The sequence below is a fragment of the Pontimicrobium aquaticum genome, assembly GCF_005047595.1.
GTDB classification, from domain to species: domain Bacteria; phylum Bacteroidota; class Bacteroidia; order Flavobacteriales; family Flavobacteriaceae; genus Pontimicrobium; species Pontimicrobium aquaticum.
In genome coordinates this window covers 310,659-330,587 of record NZ_SUPL01000001.1, presented here as the reverse complement: position 1 = coordinate 330,587, position 19,929 = coordinate 310,659, and the positions used below count along the sequence as shown (strand labels likewise).

Here is a 19,929-nt window from a genome sequence, read left to right as displayed (position 1 = left end):
ATGATATTTAGATTTATTCTGTTTTATAATCAATCAATTTTTGAGGGCCTTCTAGTAAGGTACGTTTGATTTGAAGTGTGCCATCTTCTTTAGTCGCAATACTCCATTTAATTAATGAAATAGCACCATTTTCAATTTCAATGCCTGTAATGCTTCTTGGGTGTACACAGCTACCATCATTAAAAAATGCAATATCACCAGGTTGAGGAAAACGTGGTCTATGCGTATGTCCAACAATGGTAATTAAATTGTTGTTTTCAGCAATCCATTTTTTTGTTCGACGCTCTACTTTAATAAGTTCTTTGTAGTTTTTTGCTGGACTTGTTGGGTCTGCAATTCCCATGACATTTAATGGTTTCCAAAGCACACGAACCAAAAAACGACTCCATCTCCAAAATGTGTAATTCCACCAATCGGCTTGATGACCGTGCGTTAAAAATAACTCTTGATTCGTTTCTGAATGCTTTAAAACAATCCCTTCATGATACTGAATATTACAGAATAATTCAACATCTTCACCAATTTTGGGGTCAAAGTAAGTAGATAAATGTTTTTCAACATAACTAGGATTTCTATATATCATATCATGGTTTCCCCAAATCATGTGTAAGCGTTTTTGCTCATGAAATTGTTTCACAAGCATATACACGTTCTTGTGAGCATTTAAAATAGAATCAAACGACAAATTTTCCCAGAGTTCGTCGCCATCACCAAGTTCACAATATTGAAATCCTTCAGTATAATAATGCTTTAAAGCGTGAAAATAAATATTTCGATTATTTGCAAAGTCATCAGCAAAACTATTATCGCCTCTGTGACAATCACTAAACAAAATAAATTTACTGGAATTGTCAAACAACAGTGTTTTTGCTTCTTTGTATGCGCGATCTAATCTTGATTTTGAAGACATTTAGTAAATGTAAATAAATTTCAACAAAAATGCTCCTAAATAAATAGAAGCATTAGTTAAACTAAAAAGGATAATTATTCACAAGAGTGAGATAATTAAATGTCGCTTAGCGACCTATTTAAAAGCATTTAGCCCTGTAATGTCTAAACCTGTAATTAGCAAATGGATGTCATGGGTGCCTTCATAAGTAATCACACTTTCTAAGTTCATGGAGTGACGCATAATACTATACTCACCAGTAATTCCCATACCTCCTAACATCTGTCTTGCTTCCCTAGCAATATTAATTGCCATATCAACATTGTTTCGTTTTGCCATAGAAATTTGTGCTGAGGTGGCTTTGCCTTCGTTACGTAGTACACCAAGTCTCCAAGTTAATAATTGTGCTTTAGTGATTTCGGTAATCATTTCGGCTAATTTTTTTTGTTGTAATTGAAATTGTCCAATTGGTTTTCCGAACTGAATACGTTCTTTACTATATCTGAGTGCAGTGTCATAACAATCCATTGCTGCACCAATCGCTCCCCAAGCAATCCCATAACGAGCAGAATCTAAGCAGCCAAGAGGTGCTCCTAATCCTGATTTGTTAGGTAATAAATTTTCCTTTGGAACTTTTACATTGTCGAAAATAAGCTCTCCAGTTGCTGAAGCACGAAGTGACCACTTGTTATGAGTTTCTGGCGTTGAAAAACCTTCCATTCCACGCTCTACAATCAACCCATGAATACGACCTTCTTCATTTTTAGCCCAAACAACAGCTACTTGCGCAAAAGGAGCATTACTAATCCACATTTTAGCACCATTTAAAAGATAATGGTCTCCCATATCTTTAAAATTAGTGGTCATGCCTCCAGGATTACTTCCGTGGTCAGGCTCGGTTAAACCAAAGCAACCCATCCATTCGCCTGAAGCCAATTTTGGCAAATATTTTTGACGTTGTTCTTCATTTCCATATTTCCAAATAGGATACATCACTAATGATGATTGCACAGATGCTGTGCTTCGTACACCAGAATCGCCACGCTCAATTTCTTGCATAATTAATCCGTAAGAAATTTGGTCTAATCCTGCGCCTCCATATTCCATTGGAATGTAAGGCCCAAAAGCACCAATGTCAGCTAATCCATTTATAATTTGATTAGGGAATTCTGCCTTTTGAGCATATTCTTCTATGATAGGTGATACATCACGTTTTACCCATTCTCTAGCTGCATCACGTACTAATTTATGTTCTTCGGATAAAAGCTCGTCTAAATTGTAGTAATCTGGAGCTTCAAATAAATCTGGTTTCATCTGGTGATTTTTATTTTAAATAGTTGTCAGATGGTGTTCGCATAAATGCTCGATTCATCTGCTTTAATTTTGAGCTTCAAATTTAACTAAAGCAAAACGAATCACTAAGGATTTTAACGAGAAATTTAACTGCTTAAAAACTTACTAAGTAATAAATGAAAATGATGCACACCTTGTTCTCGCGTAGGAGAAAAGCGGCCTGCTTTATAAAAAGACGAGCGTACACCTTTTTGAACATGCTCAACCACAAACTCATCTTCTCGTTCTACTTTTTCAAGACCACTTCCTGCGCCTTTGTCAAGTTTTGATGGGTCATATACATAAGACATGAATGATACTTTTGTACGATTCATGTCTAAGGGTTTTACTACGTTTACAGATAATCCCCAAGGGTAAAAATTGAACATCATATTTGGGAATACCCAATAATAATAGGCTGCAACATTTTTGCCATAATCAATATGGTCTATAGGTAAATCAAACACTTCAGTAGCTTCATCGGTATAGCCAATTTGAAGATTACAATAGTCGTAAACTTCAGTCTTATAGCTTCCGTAATCTAAAACTGCATTTAAGTCTTCATGAACAAAAGGCACATGAAAGCCTTCTAAATAATTATCACAATACAAAGCCCAATGTGCATGCACTAAAAAGTCTTTTGAAATAGAATTATCCAAACGAAACTCATCTAAAGGTAAAAATCCAATACGTTCGTTCATCTTATCAATCACTTGTTGGAAATCGAATGAAGGATTTAAACCTGCAAACAGTAAAGGTCCAAATTTCCTTAGTGGAAATTGGTGTAAATTATCGCATGGTCTGGGAAAATCTTCGGCGTCATTAAATTCTGGCATATGTTCAAATTCACCTTTAAGGTTAAAGCGTCTTCCATGATACATACAGGTTAATTTTTTAGATTTACCAGAATGTAAAGCTACAACATTACCACGATGCGTACACACATTAGTTAAGCAACTAACTCCATCATCTTGATCTCGAGTCAACATCATAGGTTCAGTTAAAAAAGAATCTAATAACACAAAAGGATGTACAGATTGAGGAAGTCTTACCAGATTTTCATCACCAACAAATTGCCAAGATTTCAAAAACACATATTCTTTTAAAGCCTCAAAAGTTTCGGCGTCTTTATAAAATTTAGCAGGAAGTGTTTCAGCCTTTTTTATATCTGGATGGATATGATATGTCTTCATTAAAAATAATATAATTGTATATTCGTACGTCGCTCCTAATTTACGTAATTAAACCTTATCTCTTTTTAAACTAAATAAATGGCATCTAAATCCCAAAAGATAGGATTAATTACTGCAACCTCCTTAGTTGTTGGGAATATGATTGGTTCAGGTATTTTTGTATTGCCAGCAACATTGGCAAAATACGGAAGTATTAGTTTATTAGGATGGCTATTTACTGCTGCAGGAGCTTTAGTTTTAGCAAAGATATTCAGCAATTTAAGTAAGGTCTTAGTGAACAAAAGCGGAGGTCCTTATGTGTTTGCCAAAGAAGGATTTGGTGATTTTATAGGATTTTTAGTGGCTTGGGGTTATTGGATTTCGTGTTGGGTTGTTAATGCTGGAATTGCAGTGGCTATTATTAGTGCCCTGACCATTTTCTTTCCAATATTAGAAACCAACTCATTATTGGCTGTATTAATAGGATTAGGTTTTATTTGGTTTTTTACTTGGATAAATATCAAGGGTGTAAAAACATCTGGAAAGTTTCAAGTGGTGACGACTATTTTAAAATTATTGCCTTTAGTTGTTATAATTATTCTCGGTTTTTTCTTTTTTAGCTTGGACAATTTCCCAGAATTTAATATTTCAGGTCAAAATAATTTACAGGCTTTTTCAGCTGTAGCAACATTAACGTTATTTGCTTTTTTAGGAATTGAATGTGCAACTATTCCAGCTGAAAATGTCAAAAATCCAGAAAAAACAGTACCAAAAGCTACAATGTTAGGAACAACTATTACAACTTTAGTGTACATTCTAGGAACCGTTGTGTTGTTTGGGATTTTGCCAATCGACCAATTAATGATATCGCCAGCACCTTTTGCAGAAGCAGGAAAAATTATTGGAGGAGAATATACAGGCTATTTTGTAGCAGCTGGAGCAGCTATTTCAGCTATTGGAGCACTTAATGGATGGATTTTAATTGCAGGACAATTACCAATGGCAACTGCAAGAGATAATATGTTTCCGAGAGTATTTAAAAAGCAAAACGATAAAGAAGCTCCTTATTTAGGGCTAATTATTGGAAGTGTTTTAAGCTCTATTGTTATGCTAATGAATTTTTCGGAAGGACTCGTTGATCAGTTTGAGTTTATAGCACTCCTTACAACTTTAACAGCTTTAATTCCGTATCTATTTGTAGCAGCAGCATATGTGATAATTACAATTAACAAAGGTGTTTTTTTGAATAATAAATTTAAAATTAGCTTGCTTTCTATTTTGGGATTCGCCTATTCATTTTGGGCAATTTATGGCTCAGGAAGTGATACAGTATTCTATGGATTTTTATTATTATTGGCAGGCGTTCCGTTTTACGTAATGATGAAATGGAATCAAAGTAAAAACTAGTATGAAGAAAGCAACACATCATTCAGAATATTTAAAACTAAAAGCGGTATATATAAAACCAGCAAAAAATGCATTCGTATCAGACATTTATTTAGGTGAACAATGGCGTGAACTTAATTATTTGTCTCGTCCAGATTTTGATAGTGCTTTGGAAGAATATAAAACGTTTCAAGAGTATTTTTTAAACAACAATATTGAAACACATGATTTTCCTTTTGATAATAATGTACAAATTGATTCTATATATTGCAGAGATGCTTCGATTGCTACAGATTTTGGGATGATAATTTGTAATATGGGAAAAGGAGGACGTATTAATGAACCTCAATCGCATTCAGAAATTTACAAACAAGCTAATATTCCAATATTAGGAATTATTGAAGCACCTGGAACTCTAGAAGGAGGCGATGTTGCTTGGTTAGATTCAACAACCTTAGTAGTTGGTCATACTTACAGAACTAATGAAGAAGGCATCGCACAACTTAAGGCCTTATTAGAGCCTAAAGGTATTGATGTTGTCGTTGCTGAATTACCACATTATAAAGGAAAAAATGATGTATTTCATTTAATGAGTATTTTAAGTCCAGTTGATAAAGATTTAGTAGTGGTGTATTCGCCTTTAATGCCTATTAAATTTAGAGACGAATTACTAAATAGAGGTTTCGAATTAATTGAAGTGCCTAATGAAGAATTTGAATCCATGGGTTGTAATGTGTTGGTAATTGCACCAAGACAATGCCTAATGGTTGCAGGAAATCCAAAAACAAAGCAATTGTTAGAAGATGCAGGATGCCAAGTAACGACTTACAAAGGTGAGGATATTAGTGTGAAAGGTGGTGGAGGTCCAACGTGTTTAACACGACCTATGCATCGCAGTTATTAATTACATTTTTAAATAAAAATCTTTTGTTAAATTGACGTAGTCTTGTGTGTATTGATGACGTCCATTTTCTATAATAAGGTCATTAGTTTCGACCTGACCTTTAGTAAAAGAAAATTCTATAAGACTTCTCTTTGTGTCTGAATTTGGATTACCTTTAACTCTTAAAATCCGTTTTGGAAATAGATTAAAACTTGTTGCTATGTCCATGAAAGATTGTTCTTCTTTAAATGGAATAATAACAGAAAACAGACCATTACTTGAAAGTAATTTTGAAACACTATCTAATAAATGGTCAAAAGGTAAAGCGTCTTCAAACCTTGCTAAGTCACGCTGGTTATTTTTACTTTTAAAGTCATCTGAATAGAATGGAGGATTAGACACAATCAAATCGTATGTCTCGTCAATTTCTTCAACAAACGCTTCTAATGAAGCATGATAACAAAACAACCTATCGTTCCATGGAGAGTCTTCAAAATTCTCAGTGCATTGTTCATAGGCATTATCTTCAATTTCAACAGCATCTATGAGTTCTGCATAACATCTTTGAGCTAACATAAGCGCCACAACTCCAGTTCCAGCTCCAATATCTAAAACAGAAAAAGGATTTCGATTTATGGATGTCCAAGCACCAAGCAATACAGCATCTGTGCCAATTTTCATAGCACTTTTATTTTGGTTGACTTTAAACTTCTTAAAAAGAAAAGGTTTGTAAGGCATATTGAATTTTTGAGACTAAATGTATTAATAATTTGTGATGTCAACTTCATTGAAAGAGTAATTCTTTAAATGTTGAAAACTTAGTTATTAAATCGTGTTAAAATTTATAATTTAAACACACTTTTTGAGTTATATTTATGTAAATGTTAAGAAGTAGGAATATGAAAGTAAAGCATTCAGAAAAGGTTATAAAAAAAGCTAATAATCTATTAATGATGAATTATGAGGCTGAAAAAATTTTTACAGATGCCCATGATATTGTTAATGATAATAATTTAAAATCTTTTTTTAGAGAACTCGCTTTTGAAAGAAATGAGTTTATTAGAGCATTAAGAAAAGAAACAATTAAGCTGGGAGAAAAACCCCAAAATTTTGAAGGATTAAATAAATTAAGTAGAGCCTATTATATTTTTTGGAAAAATTTAAGACCCTTGCTAAAGGAAGATTATACTCCAGAATTGCTCGATCAAATATGCAATATTAAAGAGTGGAGCATTGATAATTACAATGATTTACTACAGGAGCTTAACTTGTCTTTATCTTTATGCAAGCTGTTGGCGGAACAACGAGATTTACTTCATTCTAAAATGAATAGTATTAAAATAGATAGTATTAAAGTAAAGGAGACTTTAGAAGTATAAATCTATTAAGCCTTCTGGTGTTTCAACTAAAATAGTTTTTGTTTCTCTATTTACTTCTACAATAAACTCATCATTCATTGGAATTAAAATTTCAACACCATCTCTATCAACCTCAAAAAGTGCTTGAGCTGTCGAGTCGTTAATACCTTTAATGATGCCTACGTCCCCAAAATTTTTATCATGAATTTTAAAGCCAATAATCTCATGAAAGTAAAATTTATTCCCCTCGAGCTTTGGTAATAACTCTAAAGGTAAATACAGTTCACTTTTTAGTAATGCATCAGCATCGGCTTCGGTATCTACTTCTTCAAATTTAATACGCAATAAATCAGATTTATGAAGTTGTGAACTTTCAATAAAAAAAGGGAGTAAATTATTTCTAACCTGAACAAATATGGCATCTAAATGCTCATAAAGATCAGGTTGATCAGTGTCTAGTTTAGCCAATAGTTCTCCTTTAAAGCTGTACTTTTTAACAATCTTTCCTAAATAAAAACAATCTTCTTTTTTCATCAAAAATGGATGTTTTTGTTTCCATGAAAATGGAAATCTTTTAATGTTATTAACTCAAACTATAAGATTCATACTTATGTGGGAATAAAAAACCCAGACACAAGGTCTGGGTTTAAAAGTATAAAAAAATATTTTTTTATTCTTCTTCGTTTGTAGCTTGTGCTTCTTCAGCAGGTGCATCTTCGGTTGTTTCTTCAACAACTGGAGCTGCTGCCGCGATACGAGCTTCGTTTGCTGCTTTTTCTGCTTCAAGAATTTTAGCTTTAGCATCAGCATCAGCTTTTGCTAAACCATCTTTTTTAGCTTCTACTTTAGCTGCTTTTTCGTCTAACCAAGCTTGAAACTTCTTTTCAGCTTCTTCTTCTGTTAAAGCACCTTTACGTACACCACCTGCTAAATGATTTTTTAACATAGCACCTTTGTAAGATAAAATAGCTCTGGCAGTGTCAGTAGGTTGTGCTCCATTTTGAAGCCATTTTACTGCACCATCAACATCTAAATCTATAATTGCTGGGTTTACGTTTGGATTGTAAGTTCCTAATTTTTCTAAGAATTTACCGTCTCTTTTTGATCTTGCATCTGCTGCAACAATCCAGTAAAAAGGTTTTCCTTTTTTACCGTGTCTTTGTAGTCTTAATTTAACTGCCATAAAAATTAATTAGTGAGGTTCACGACCTCGATTATTAATAAGAGCGCAAAGATACTATATTTTTCTAATTCACAATTATTTAGTTTGCTTTTTTATTATACTTTTGAAGTCTTAAAGTCGTTATTTTGTTATGAAAAGAATAGTTGTAAGCTTTTTGATTGTTTTTTTGCTGTTAAATTGTAGTGATGAAATTAGGTTTAATTCGCCAGCGTTACAGGCAAGTAAGCAGAATGAGTTATGGAGATCAAATTTTTTTGCTGCAGATATCGATAATGGAGGTTTCGTTATTGAAGGTAGATTTTCCGGTGAAACAATTCAATTAATAACAACAAGTGATGCTAGAGGAACATTTAGTCTTGGATTAGAAAGTGATAACGTTGCAATTTTTAAAGATGTTGATGGTACTATTTATTCCACCAAAAATGCTCCAGATCCAAGCTTAGGTAGTTACCCAACAAGTGGCGAAATTATTGTTGAAGATATAGATAATGACGATCCTAAGAATGTTTATGGAACCTTTTGGTTCTATGCATATACTGCTGATGGGTTAAAAGTAATCAACTTCAATAAAGGCGTGTTTTATAAAGTGCCTTTAACAGGTGGCTTGTTGCAAATTCAGTAGGCACTTAAACAAATTCTGCTAACAACTTTAACTTCAATTTGTTAAAGAATCTTAAACTTTTATTAAAGGTGTTAATATACTTGACATGAAGCGTAATAATCGTTAGGTTATGTATGCAGATGTGAAACAATACGCATCTTTAAAGAATTTATTGAAATTTAAAAATGAAAAAGATATTATGAAGTATTCCGAAAAAATTTCAAACAAGTTAAACGAACTATTAGTTAAAAATTACGATGCTGAAAAAGGCTATTTAAATGCCATTGACAATATTGATAATAAAAATTTAAAAATGTATTTTAAAAAAAGAGCATCTGAGAGAAGTGAATTTGCAAAAGACTTAAGAACCGAGATTCTAAGATATGGTGAAATACCGGAAGACAATGGTTCTTTTAAAGGAGCAATGCACAGAAACTGGATGACACTAAAAGCGACATTTTCGTCCAACAATGAAGAGGCTATTCTTGAAGAAGCTATTAAAGGCGAAGAAGCTAATTTAGAAGAATATAACGAAATTTTAGCAAACAGCGTATTGCCACCAACGATTGATTCTTTACTAACAAAGCAGAGAAATGCTATTCAATCAGCCATTAATACAGAGAAAGTACATGAAGAGTTAGTTTCATAACACTTTTAATATACTATAGAAAAAACGCAACCATTTTGGTTGCGTTTTTTGTTTAAAACTGTTTATAACTTTCCGTTTTTAAACCTATAATTATTCCTATTTTTAAGGTTCTAAATTTTCACCTTAAAACTCATTTATGTATTTAGTTTTTGATACAGAAACAACAGGTTTGCCTAAGCGATGGGATGCTCCAATTACAGACATTGATAATTGGCCTAGAGCTATTCAAATTGCATGGCAATTGCATGATGCTACAGGAAATTGTATCGAACATCAAGATTATTTGATTAAGCCTGAGGGTTTTAATATACCATATGATGCCGAAAAAATTCATGGCATTTCTACAGAGTTAGCACAAGAACAAGGGTTGCCGCTAATAGAGGTTTTAGAAAAATTTAATGAAGCTCTCAATAAGTCAAAATTTGTAGTTGGGCAAAATGTAGGTTTTGACTTAAATATTATGGGTTGCGAGTTTTTTCGTGAAGATACCGTAACTAAATTATTAGAACTTCCAATTCTAGATACATGTACAGAGCATACAGCCGAAATGTGTAAAATTCCTGGAGGTCGTGGCGGAAAATTTAAATTGCCAACTTTAACAGAACTTCACGAATATTTATTTGGTGAAGCTTTTAACGAAGCTCATAATGCCACTGCCGATGTTGAAGCAACCACACGCTGTTTTCTAGAATTAATAAGAAGACAAGAGTACACCAAAGAACAATTAGATGTTCAACCAGATTACTTCGAAAAATTTACTGAGGCTAATCCAAAGGAAATTCAGCTAATAGGGTTAAAGCATATTAACCTTAAAAAGGCTTCAGCTAAAATTAATGAGCAGCTTCAAAAATCGCAAGAAGTTAATATTGAAAAAAGCTCAGTTGATGCTTCAGAGTTAGAAGAGGTCAATTTTGTTCACTTGCATAACCATTCGCAATTTTCGGTATTGCAATCTACCATAAGTATTAGGGATTTAGTGGCTTCAACCGCAAAGCACAACATGAATGCTGTGGCGTTGACAGACCATGCTAACATGATGGGAGCGTTTCACTTTGTAAAAGAGGTGAAAAATCATAATAGGATCATTAAAGAGCAAAACAAAGAGGCTCTTGAAAAAGGAGAAATACCAGTTGGTCAAGAAATAAAACCCATTGTAGGTTGCGAGTTTTTTGTCTGTGAAGACCATTTAAACAAATCTCATAAAGACTATGGGTATCAAATAGTCATGCTGGCCAAAAATAAAAATGGCTATCAAAATTTGGTAAAAATGGCATCTATTGCCTATACAGATGGTTTTTATTACGTGCCAAGAATTGATAAAACTGTTGTTGAGCAATACAAAGAAGATATTATTGTACTTTCAGGAAATCTCTATGGAGAAGTGTCTGGTAAGATTCTAAATGTTGGTGAAAAACAAGCAGAAGAAGCACTTGTTTGGTGGAAAGAACAATTTAAAGATGATTTCTATTTAGAAATCATGCAACATAATCAAGAAGATGAACGACGTGTAAACATAGTACTTAAAGAATTTGCAAAAAAGCATAACGTTAAGCTAGTTGCTACTAATAATAACTACTATTGTGAGCAAGAAGATGCCAATGCGCATGATATTTTGCTATGTGTTAAAGATGGTGAAAAACAAGGCACTCCAATAGGTAGAGGTCGCGGTTACCGTTATGGTTTGCCAAATCAAGAGTATTATTTTAAGTCTTCTGATGAAATGAAAGCGTTGTTTAAGGATGCTCCTGAGGCTATCATTAATATTCAAGAAGTTGTTGACAAAGTTGAAGCATTTGAATTAGCGAGAGACGTTTTGTTACCTGAGTTCAGTATTCCAGATGAGTTTAAAGATGATCAAGATCTGGTTGATGGTGGTAAACGAGGCGAAAATGCATATTTAAGGCACATAACGTATGAAGGTGCCAAAAAGCGCTATGGGGAAATCACAGAAGAGATTCAAGAGCGATTGGATTTTGAACTAGAAACCATTGAAAACACAGGATATCCAGGATATTTCTTAATTGTTGAAGACTTTATTCGAGAAGCAAGAAACATGGATGTGTCTGTTGGTCCTGGTCGTGGTTCGGCAGCTGGGTCTGTGGTGGCTTATTGCTTGTGGATTACTAATATTGATCCTTTAAAGTACGATTTACTTTTTGAGCGTTTCCTAAACCCAGATCGTGTGAGTATGCCTGATATTGATATCGATTTTGATGATGAAGGGAGAGGTCGTGTTATGGACTATGTAATTAATAAATATGGAGCTAATCAAGTAGCGCAAATTATCACGTATGGAACCATGGCTGCAAAGTCCTCCATTCGTGATACCGCAAGAGTGTTGGATTTACCATTATTTGATGCCGATAGAATAGCAAAGCTTATTCCAACAATGTCTAAATTGAATAAAATTTTTGGTTTAGATGAAAAGGAATTAAGTAAAAAATTTAGAGCCGAAGATTTAGAAAAAGTCAACCAATTACTAAATATTGCAGATGGTGAAGACCTAGAAGCCGAAACGGTTAATCTCGCAAGAACTTTAGAGGGCTCCGTTAGAAATACAGGAATTCATGCTTGTGGTGTCATTATTACGCCTAGTGATATTACCAACTATGTGCCTGTAGCTACAGCAAAAGATTCCGATTTGTATGTCACACAATTTGATAACTCAGTTGTGGAAGATGCTGGACTGTTGAAAATGGATTTCCTTGGCCTTAAAACCTTAACACTTATAAAGGATACGGTCAAAATTGTAAAGGCAAAACATGGTATTGAGCTGGAACCTGATAATTTTCCGATAGATGACGAAGATACTTATGCGCTATTCCAAAGAGGGGAAACGGTTGGGATTTTCCAGTACGAATCCCCAGGAATGCAAAAGCATATGAAGGATTTAAAACCTACGGTTTTTGATGACCTTATTGCGATGAATGCCTTGTATCGTCCAGGGCCAATGGAATACATTCCAAGCTTTATTGCTCGTAAACATGGTGACGAAGACATTGAGTACGATCTTCCGGAAATGGAAGAATACCTTAAGGAAACCTATGGTATTACAGTCTATCAAGAGCAAGTAATGCTCTTATCTCAAAAACTAGCAGATTTTACCAAAGGTGAAGCCGATGTGCTACGTAAAGCCATGGGTAAAAAACAAAAAGCTGTACTTGATAAAATGAAACCTAAATTTATAGACCAAGCAGCTGCAAAAGGAATGGATAAGAAGAAGCTTGAGAAAATTTGGAAAGACTGGGAAGCTTTTGCAAGTTATGCTTTCAATAAATCGCATTCTACGTGCTATGCATGGATAGCGTATCAAACAGCTTATTTAAAAGCGCATTATCCAGCCGAATATATGGCAGCGGTGTTGTCAAACAACATGAACGATATTAAGCAGGTAACCTTCTTTATGGAGGAATGCAAGCGTATGAAATTAAATGTACTTGGGCCAGATGTGAATGAATCGTATTATAAATTTTCGGTAAACCAAGATAATGCCGTTCGCTTTGGGATGGGAGCTATAAAAGGTGTTGGTCATGGTGCTGTAAAAACTATTGTAGAGAATAGAAAAAAAGATGGTCACTATAAATCTATTTTCGATTTTGCTAAACGAATCGATTTGCGAGCAGCCAATAAAAAAGCTTTTGAAAATCTAGCCAATGCAGGAGGGTTTGATTGTTTTAAAGAGACACATCGTGCACAATATTTTCACGATACAGGAGATGGTATTACATTTTTAGAAAAAACAATTAAATATGCCAATAAATATCAAGAAAGCGAAAATTCAGCGCAAGTGAGTTTATTTGGAGAGGCTAGTGATGTGCAAATTCCAGAACCAGAAGTGCCTCCTTGTGAAGAATGGGGAACCATGGAAAAACTTGCTAGAGAAAGGGAGGTGGTGGGTATATATATTTCCGGTCACCCTTTAGATGATTTTAAAATAGAAATGAACACCTTTTGTAATGCTGAAGTGTCTTTGTTTAAAGATTTGCATAGTTATGTTAATAGAGAACTAACCTTTGGAGGTGTGGTAACCGATGTGCAACATCGTGTGAGTAAGCAAGGAAAAGGGTGGGCACTATTTACTATTGAAGACTATATGGATTCGTTTGAATTCAGAATTTTTGGGGAAGAGTATTTAAAGTTTAGGCATTTTTTAATGGTAAGTAATTTTGTGTATGTAAGAGCTTTTATTAAAGAAGGTTGGGTAAATAGGGAAACTGGCAAAAAGAGCGACCCGAGAATTCAGTTTAATAATTTCCAGTTATTGCATGATGTTTTGGATACGTATGCTAAGAAACTATCTATTCAATTCGATATAAAAGATATAAAAGAAGAACGCATAAAAAGTATTAAGGAGTTGTTGAGAATGCATGAAGGAAATCATCATTTAAACTTTGTGATTTACGATAACAAAGAGCAAATAAAGCTGCAAATGCCTAGTCGTAAACAAAAGGTTAGAATTTCTCAAGAGTTACTTGAAGAATTAGAAAGTCAACAAGTGTTTTATAAGTTGAATTAAGCTTTATAACATCAATCAATCTTGAAATAAGCAAAACAAATAGTGTCTTTGTAAGCTTTGGTAAAATTTTTGACTAATTTTGCATATAAATCAGTAATAAAATACATTAAATAAACATATTATGGCATTAGAAATAACAGATGCAACGTTTGAAGAAACGGTTTTAAAAAGCGACAAACCAGTAATGGTAGATTTTTGGGCTGCTTGGTGTGGACCATGTAGAATGGTTGGACCAATCATTGACCAAATAAGTGAGGAATACGATGGTAAAGCTGTTGTTGGTAAAGTAGATGTAGATGCAAATCAAGAATTTGCTGCTAAGTATGGTGTTAGAAACATCCCAACAGTTTTAGTATTTCAAAATGGAGAAGTAGTAGGGAGACAAGTTGGTGTTGCACCTAAAAATGCATATACTGAAGCAATCGATTCATTGTTATAAGTAAAATTTAACAAATAAGCTTATAGAAAAGGTTTGGCAATGCGCCAAACCTTTTCTATTTTTAATACCTCTTACTTTTTATAGTCGTATGATGAAGCAAATATATTTAGGGCTTTTAGCCCTTTTTTTGGTAGCATGTAATAATAATACAACCACCAAAACAGAGTTATTAGCAAAAGGTATTTCGTTAGATTTGGCTGAATTTAGAGCAGAGCAACTTTCAAATATCGAGTATTATTTAACCTTTAATATACCAGAATCGCTAGGTAAACCTGTCGTTTCAAAGTTAACATTGGAAGTCAATATTAATAACCTACAACAACCACTTATTTTAGATTTCAATGCAGACAAGTCATTGCTTTTAAATGTTAATGCTAATGAAGATGATATTGATATAAAGCATGAAAATGAGCATTTAATAATTGATGCTACACACTTAAAACAAGGAAAAAATACTATTGAAATTAACTTTAATGCTGGCGAATTATCATTAAATAGGAACAAAGAATATTTATATACCTTATTAGTGCCAGATAGAGCAAGTACATTGTTTCCATGTTTTGATCAACCAGATTTAAAAGCGGTTTATCACTTAAACATTTCGGCTCCAAAAGATTGGCAAGTATTGTGTGGCGCATTGTTGCAAGAAACTATTACAGAAGAAAATACAACTAGGCATATATACCATCCTGCCGATAAAATGAGTACGTATTTATTCTCATTTGTTGCAGGTGTTTTCGAGACGAGTCAAAAAACCATTGACGATTTTAAAATGAATTTGTTATATCGAGAAACCGATTCTGCAAAAATCATAGCTAGTGTTCCAGAAATTTTCAGACTGCATTATGAAGCAGTTCGTTTTTTAGAAGATTATACCAATTATAAATTTCCGTTTCAAAAATTAGATTTTGCTACCATTCCAGGATTTCAATATGGAGGCATGGAGCATGTTGGAGCAATACAGTATAGAGAACCAGTTCTGTTTTTAGACGAAACAGCTACTAAAAGCTCTAAGTTAGGTAGAGGGAAGTTAATAGCCCATGAAGTGTCACATATGTGGTTTGGAGATTTAGTGACTATGAAATGGTTTAACGATGTTTGGATGAAAGAAGTATTTGCCAATTTTATGGCAGATAAAATAGCCAATCCTAGTTTTCCAGAGTTTAATCACGATTTGCAGTTTGTATTATCACACTATTCTAGTGCTTACGCCGAAGACCGTACACAAGGAGCAACACCTATTCGTCAACACTTAGGCAATCTAAAAAATGCTGGCTCTTTATATGGGAATATTATTTACAACAAAGCGCCAATTATGATGCGACAACTGGAGGCTACTATGGGAAAACAAGCTTTTCAGGAAGGCATACAGGAGTATATTAAAACCTACGCAAATGGAAATGCCGATTGGAATGAATTGGTGTCTATTCTTGATAAGAAAACAGAGGTTGATATGAAAGCTTGGAGCGATGTTTGGGTAAATCAATCAGGGCGACCAATTTTTACTGACGATATTAATTACACATCAAATAACACGATTTCCAACTTTACTATAAGTCAAAAAGCTGAAGATAAAAGCGATAAAATTTGGCCACAAAAATTTAAGATTGGACTTGTATATAAAGATTCGATTCACGTGATAAACGTAGCAATGCAAAATAAGGACATTACTATTAAAGAGGCCATTGGATTGCAAAGACCATTAGATATAATTTATAATTACAACGGATTTGGTTATGGTGTTTTTCCGGTTCAAAACAAAAGTTTAAATGCTATATTAAATCTTAAAGATGAAGTTGCAAGAGGCTATTCTTATGTTAATTTATATGAAAAAACGTTGAATAATGACGTAGCACCAATTGAGACCTATCAATTATTTAAACGAGCAGTTTTAGAAGAGCAGGAAGAAGTTTTAGTACGATTGATTTCAGGAAAACTACAAAGTATTTTTTGGACATATTTAACCAAAGAGGAAAGGGATAATGTTCAAGAAGCTTTAGAGACAGATGTTAGACAACGATTAGAAGGAACAGAAACCTCAGGAATTAAAAAGTCACTATTCGGTCTTTATAAAGCGGTAGCCTATTCAAACAAAGGGCAAGATTTTTTATACGCCATTTGGAGTAAAACAACCAACATTAAAGATCTAAAATTAAATAAAGATGATTACACCAATTTGGCATCAACATTAGCGTTATATAATCACCCAGAAACACAAAATATTTTAAAAACAGCCGAAATACAAATCACTAATCCTGATAAGTTGGAACGTTTCAAATTTTTATTACCATCCCTATCAAATGATGAAACAACACGCGACAAATTATTCGAATCGTTTAAAGATGCTAAAAACAGAGCAAAAGAATCTTGGGTATTAAATGCTTTGGGAAACATACATCATCCATTACGTCAAGAAAGTGGGCAAAAACATTTAAAGAAAAGTTTAGAGTTGTTGGAAGAAATTCAACTTACTGGAGATATATTTTTTCCAAAAAGATGGCTTAGTAGTACTATAGGAAGATATAATTCAGCGTATGCGAAAACGATTATTGAAGAGTTTTTAAGTGAAAACCCTGATTTTAGTTCTATATTAAAAAACAAGTTGCTTCAAGCATCAGATCCAATTTTTAGAGCACAAACTATTTTTGAAAGCATCAAAGAATAATGAATTTAAGAGACGAAGTAAATAAAACCTCAGGATTTAAAAATCTCGAATTACTAGCTAAACAAGTGGTTGAAGGCTTTATAGCTGGCATGCATAAAAGTCCGTTTCATGGGTTTTCGGCAGAATTTGCGGAGCATAAAATATACAATCGAGGTGAAAGTACACGCCATATAGATTGGAAATTATTTGCTAAAACTGACAAGTTGTTTACTAAGCGATACGACGAAGAAACTAATTTGCGGTGTCACTTAATTATTGATAATAGTAGCTCCATGCATTATCCAGAGTTCAAGGAGTTTAATATAGATTCGCTAAATAAAATAGGGTTTTCAGCATTAGCTGCTGCATCCATTATGCATATATTAAAAAAACAACGAGATGCTGTTGGTTTAAGTATTTATAGTAATACCTACGATTATTATTCACCTGAAAAAGGGAGTGAACGTCATCATAGAATGTTATTAGACCAGTTAAGTAAAATGGTTGTTTCAAAATCTGTTCAAAAAACAACTAATACTTACGAATATCTTCATCAAATAGCAGAAAAAATTCACAGACGTTCACTAATATTTTTGTTTACAGATATGTTTCAAGATGGGATTGATGATGTTAAACTTTTTGATGCTTTAAGGCATTTAAAGTATAATAAGCATGAAGTTGTTCTGTTTCATGTGATGGATAAAGAAAAGGAATTTAATTTCGATTTTGATAATGCCCCTAAACGATTTGTAGATGTTGAAACAGGCGAGTATATTGATTTATATGCTGAAAACATTAAGGAGAACTATGAAAAAGCAGTGGCGCGATATTTTAACAATATTAAGCTTAAGTGTGGGCAGTATCAAATAAAATATTTTGAGGCTGATATAAATGAGAGTTTTAATAAGGTGCTAACAACCTATATGTTAGAACGACAAAAATTTGTTTAGGGAGATTTTATTGAAAATTTTTTAAAAAAGATTTGTGTTATAAAAAATGCAATGTATATTTGCAACCGCAATAACGCAACGGTTTGGTAGTTCAGCTGGTTAGAATACCTGCCTGTCACGCAGGGGGTCGCGGGTTCGAGTCCCGTCCAGACCGCAAGATTGCTTAAAGCTCCGACCCAGTTGGGGCTTTTTTTTAGCGACAAAGATTAGTTGTGTTGTGACACAGAAATGTGTCAAGTAGTCTGGAAACAGACCTTTGAGAAGCTTTTCCTTTATTGGAGAGGCTTTTTTGTTTTTATAAGGTTATTTAAAAATATCTTTAATCTTCTTTCTTATTTTTTCAGGTAAAATATAGTATATGTAAAATGGTGTAAAGACCATTATCATTGGGTTTATCATGTTTTGGAAAATAATTTCAAATGAGTTATCTACCCATATAGAAAGTATGCCTGAAAAGCCTATTCCTATCATAAATAATATGATTAAGTATAGAGAAATTAAGCCAAGTATTTTTGTTATTAATCTCATTTGAAATACAAGTTAAACCAAAGGGCTCTTTCATAAAAGGACATTAAAATCCAATTTCCGTAGTGTCCATAACTTAATAACAAAAAACATGTAAAACTGTTTTAAAAGATATTGCTCAGGTGTGTAATTAGGTGTCTTTTCTCTTTTCTAAAATGCACACCTTTTTTTCTAACAATTTAATAATCAAAACAATGAATAAATATGATATGAAAATATTGTTTCTATTAGTACGTAGTAGAAATAATAAAAAAGGAAGTTCTGCTCTAAAATGTAGAATTACATATAAACTAGAACGTAAAGAATTCTCAACAGGAAAATTCATCAACCCAAATAACTGGAACTCTAAAAAACAGTTAGTAGAACCACCTGAACTAGATGCAGAACTAATAAACACTCAACTGAGCCTGATAAGAACAAAACTTAATCAGGCTTTTTTATTTCTACAGGTTAATGAAGTGAACTTTGATGTACATGATATCTATATGCAGTACAAAGGAAAACCACTTAAAAAAGAACGTGGAGTAGTAGAAGTGTATGATATGCACAGCCAAAGAATAAAGAAACTAATAGGCATAGATATTCAAGAAGTAACCTATAAAAAGTACTTAGAATCAGGTAAGCATTTAAAGGACTTTATTAAGCATAAATACAAGCAAAAAGATATCAAATTAAAGGCTCTTAGAAGCAATTTTATAGATGATTATGTGTATTTCCTTAAAGTGGAGAAGAAGTTCCAACAAAGCACCTTAAATAAGGCTGTACAGAGGTTCAGAAAGGTGATAAAGTTTGCAGTTGCAGAGGATTATTTAAGTAAAGACCCGTTTATGTTGTATAGACCTAAAACAGTGAGAAAACCTATAGTTTTTTTAAATCCAGAGCAACTTAAAAAACTAGAGGAAACTACTTTTTCTATTGTTAGGATTCAACAGATAAAAGACATGTTTGTGTTCTGCTGTTATACTGGATTAGGATTTAGTGAGATGAGTAATTTAAAGAAGAATCAATTCACTACAGAATTTGATGGAGAGTTGTGGATTAACATTAATAGGCAGAAGACCAAGAAGAACTTTAAAGTGCCATTATTACCAAAGGCTAAAGCTATAATGGAGTTATATAGTAGTGAAAGCGATTATGTGCTCCCTAGAATGTCTAATACTAAGTTTAATGTTTATTTAAAGGAAATAGCTAATGTGGTCGGTATAGAGTTTAATTTAACACATCACATAGCCAGAAAGACCTTTGCCAGTACTGTGTTGTTATTTAATGATGTGCCAATGGAAATTGTAAGTAAGCTATTAGGTCATTCTAAATTACAGACTACACAAGACCATTATGGTAAGGTTGTAGAAAGTAGGATTGCTAAAGAAATAAAAAGAATAAAGGGAAGTAGTTAACTTCC

Annotated in this window: 16 protein-coding genes and 1 tRNA gene; 11 read left to right on the top strand and 6 right to left on the bottom strand. The window is 33.3% G+C overall.

Translation table 11 applies throughout. The features are described from left to right. Window positions 1-13: 13 nt before the first annotated feature. From E5167_RS01480 to E5167_RS01470, 3 genes are all read right to left on the bottom strand, one after another. Entirely contained in the window at window positions 14-910 is an 897-nt protein-coding gene (locus tag E5167_RS01480) for a metallophosphoesterase family protein (protein WP_136840306.1), read from the bottom strand. A 114-nt stretch (window positions 911-1,024) separates the two neighbouring features. Further along, complete coding sequence (locus E5167_RS01475; RefSeq protein WP_136840304.1) at window positions 1,025-2,203, bottom strand: acyl-CoA dehydrogenase family protein; 1,179 nt, start codon at window positions 2,201-2,203, stop codon at window positions 1,025-1,027. A 125-nt stretch (window positions 2,204-2,328) separates the two neighbouring features. Next, on the bottom strand, window positions 2,329-3,414 hold the full coding sequence (locus E5167_RS01470) for an aromatic ring-hydroxylating oxygenase subunit alpha (RefSeq protein WP_136840302.1): 1,086 nt from the start codon (window positions 3,412-3,414) through the stop codon (window positions 2,329-2,331). Between the two features lie 78 nt (window positions 3,415-3,492). On the opposite strand from E5167_RS01470, the gene E5167_RS01465 reads away from it, so the two are divergent. Beyond that, complete coding sequence (locus E5167_RS01465) at window positions 3,493-4,800, top strand: amino acid permease (protein ID WP_136840300.1); 1,308 nt, start codon at window positions 3,493-3,495, stop codon at window positions 4,798-4,800. A gap of 1 nt (window position 4,801) precedes the next feature. Next, the gene (locus E5167_RS01460; RefSeq protein ID WP_136840298.1) at window positions 4,802-5,683 is read left to right on the top strand and encodes a dimethylarginine dimethylaminohydrolase family protein; all 882 of its coding nucleotides are present in this window, start codon (window positions 4,802-4,804) and stop codon (window positions 5,681-5,683) included. Here E5167_RS01460 and E5167_RS01455 read toward each other — a convergent pair whose 3' ends face one another. Next, window positions 5,684-6,343, bottom strand: coding sequence for a tRNA1(Val) (adenine(37)-N6)-methyltransferase (locus E5167_RS01455; RefSeq protein ID WP_239021919.1), 660 nt, complete (start codon window positions 6,341-6,343; stop codon window positions 5,684-5,686). A 218-nt stretch (window positions 6,344-6,561) separates the two neighbouring features. On the opposite strand from E5167_RS01455, the gene E5167_RS01450 reads away from it, so the two are divergent. Then, window positions 6,562-7,041 carry a DUF2383 domain-containing protein gene (locus tag E5167_RS01450; protein WP_169301354.1) on the top strand — a complete coding sequence of 160 codons (480 nt, stop codon included), beginning with the start codon at window positions 6,562-6,564 and terminating at the stop codon, window positions 7,039-7,041. Here E5167_RS01450 and rimM read toward each other — a convergent pair. Beyond that, window positions 7,030-7,554: a ribosome maturation factor RimM gene (gene rimM, locus E5167_RS01445; RefSeq protein ID WP_136840291.1), complete on the bottom strand. Its 525-nt coding sequence runs from the start codon at window positions 7,552-7,554 to the stop codon at window positions 7,030-7,032. The genes E5167_RS01450 and rimM overlap by 12 nt on opposite strands. A gap of 136 nt (window positions 7,555-7,690) precedes the next feature. Further along, window positions 7,691-8,203: a 30S ribosomal protein S16 gene (locus E5167_RS01440; RefSeq protein ID WP_136840289.1), complete on the bottom strand. Its 513-nt coding sequence runs from the start codon at window positions 8,201-8,203 to the stop codon at window positions 7,691-7,693. Between the two features lie 130 nt (window positions 8,204-8,333). Here E5167_RS01440 and E5167_RS01435 point away from each other — a divergent pair, with 130 nt between their 5' ends. The 8 genes from E5167_RS01435 to E5167_RS01400 all read left to right on the top strand — a co-directional run bounded on the left by E5167_RS01435 (window position 8,334) and on the right by E5167_RS01400 (window position 19,924). Then, window positions 8,334-8,825, top strand: coding sequence for a DUF6252 family protein (locus E5167_RS01435; protein WP_136840287.1), 492 nt, complete (start codon window positions 8,334-8,336; stop codon window positions 8,823-8,825). Window positions 8,826-9,003: 178 nt separating this feature from the next. Further along, complete coding sequence (locus E5167_RS01430) at window positions 9,004-9,453, top strand: ferritin-like domain-containing protein (protein WP_136840285.1); 450 nt, start codon at window positions 9,004-9,006, stop codon at window positions 9,451-9,453. Between the two features lie 136 nt (window positions 9,454-9,589). Beyond that, a complete protein-coding gene (gene dnaE / locus E5167_RS01425) occupies window positions 9,590-13,969 on the top strand; it encodes a DNA polymerase III subunit alpha (RefSeq protein WP_136840283.1) in 4,380 nt (1,459 codons plus the stop codon). 121 nt (window positions 13,970-14,090) lie between these two features. Further along, the gene (trxA, locus tag E5167_RS01420) at window positions 14,091-14,408 is read left to right on the top strand and encodes a thioredoxin (RefSeq protein ID WP_136840281.1); all 318 of its coding nucleotides are present in this window, start codon (window positions 14,091-14,093) and stop codon (window positions 14,406-14,408) included. An 88-nt stretch (window positions 14,409-14,496) separates the two neighbouring features. After that, on the top strand, window positions 14,497-17,073 hold the full coding sequence (locus E5167_RS01415; protein WP_136840279.1) for a M1 family metallopeptidase: 2,577 nt from the start codon (window positions 14,497-14,499) through the stop codon (window positions 17,071-17,073). Then, a complete protein-coding gene (locus tag E5167_RS01410; RefSeq protein ID WP_136840277.1) occupies window positions 17,073-18,002 on the top strand; it encodes a DUF58 domain-containing protein in 930 nt (309 codons plus the stop codon). Before E5167_RS01415 ends, E5167_RS01410 begins: the two co-directional genes overlap by 1 nt. An 80-nt stretch (window positions 18,003-18,082) precedes the next feature. Beyond that, a tRNA-Asp gene (locus E5167_RS01405) sits at window positions 18,083-18,156 on the top strand. A 565-nt stretch (window positions 18,157-18,721) separates the two neighbouring features. Further along, the gene (locus E5167_RS01400; RefSeq protein ID WP_136840275.1) at window positions 18,722-19,924 is read left to right on the top strand and encodes a site-specific integrase; all 1,203 of its coding nucleotides are present in this window, start codon (window positions 18,722-18,724) and stop codon (window positions 19,922-19,924) included. Window positions 19,925-19,929 lie beyond the last annotated feature (5 nt).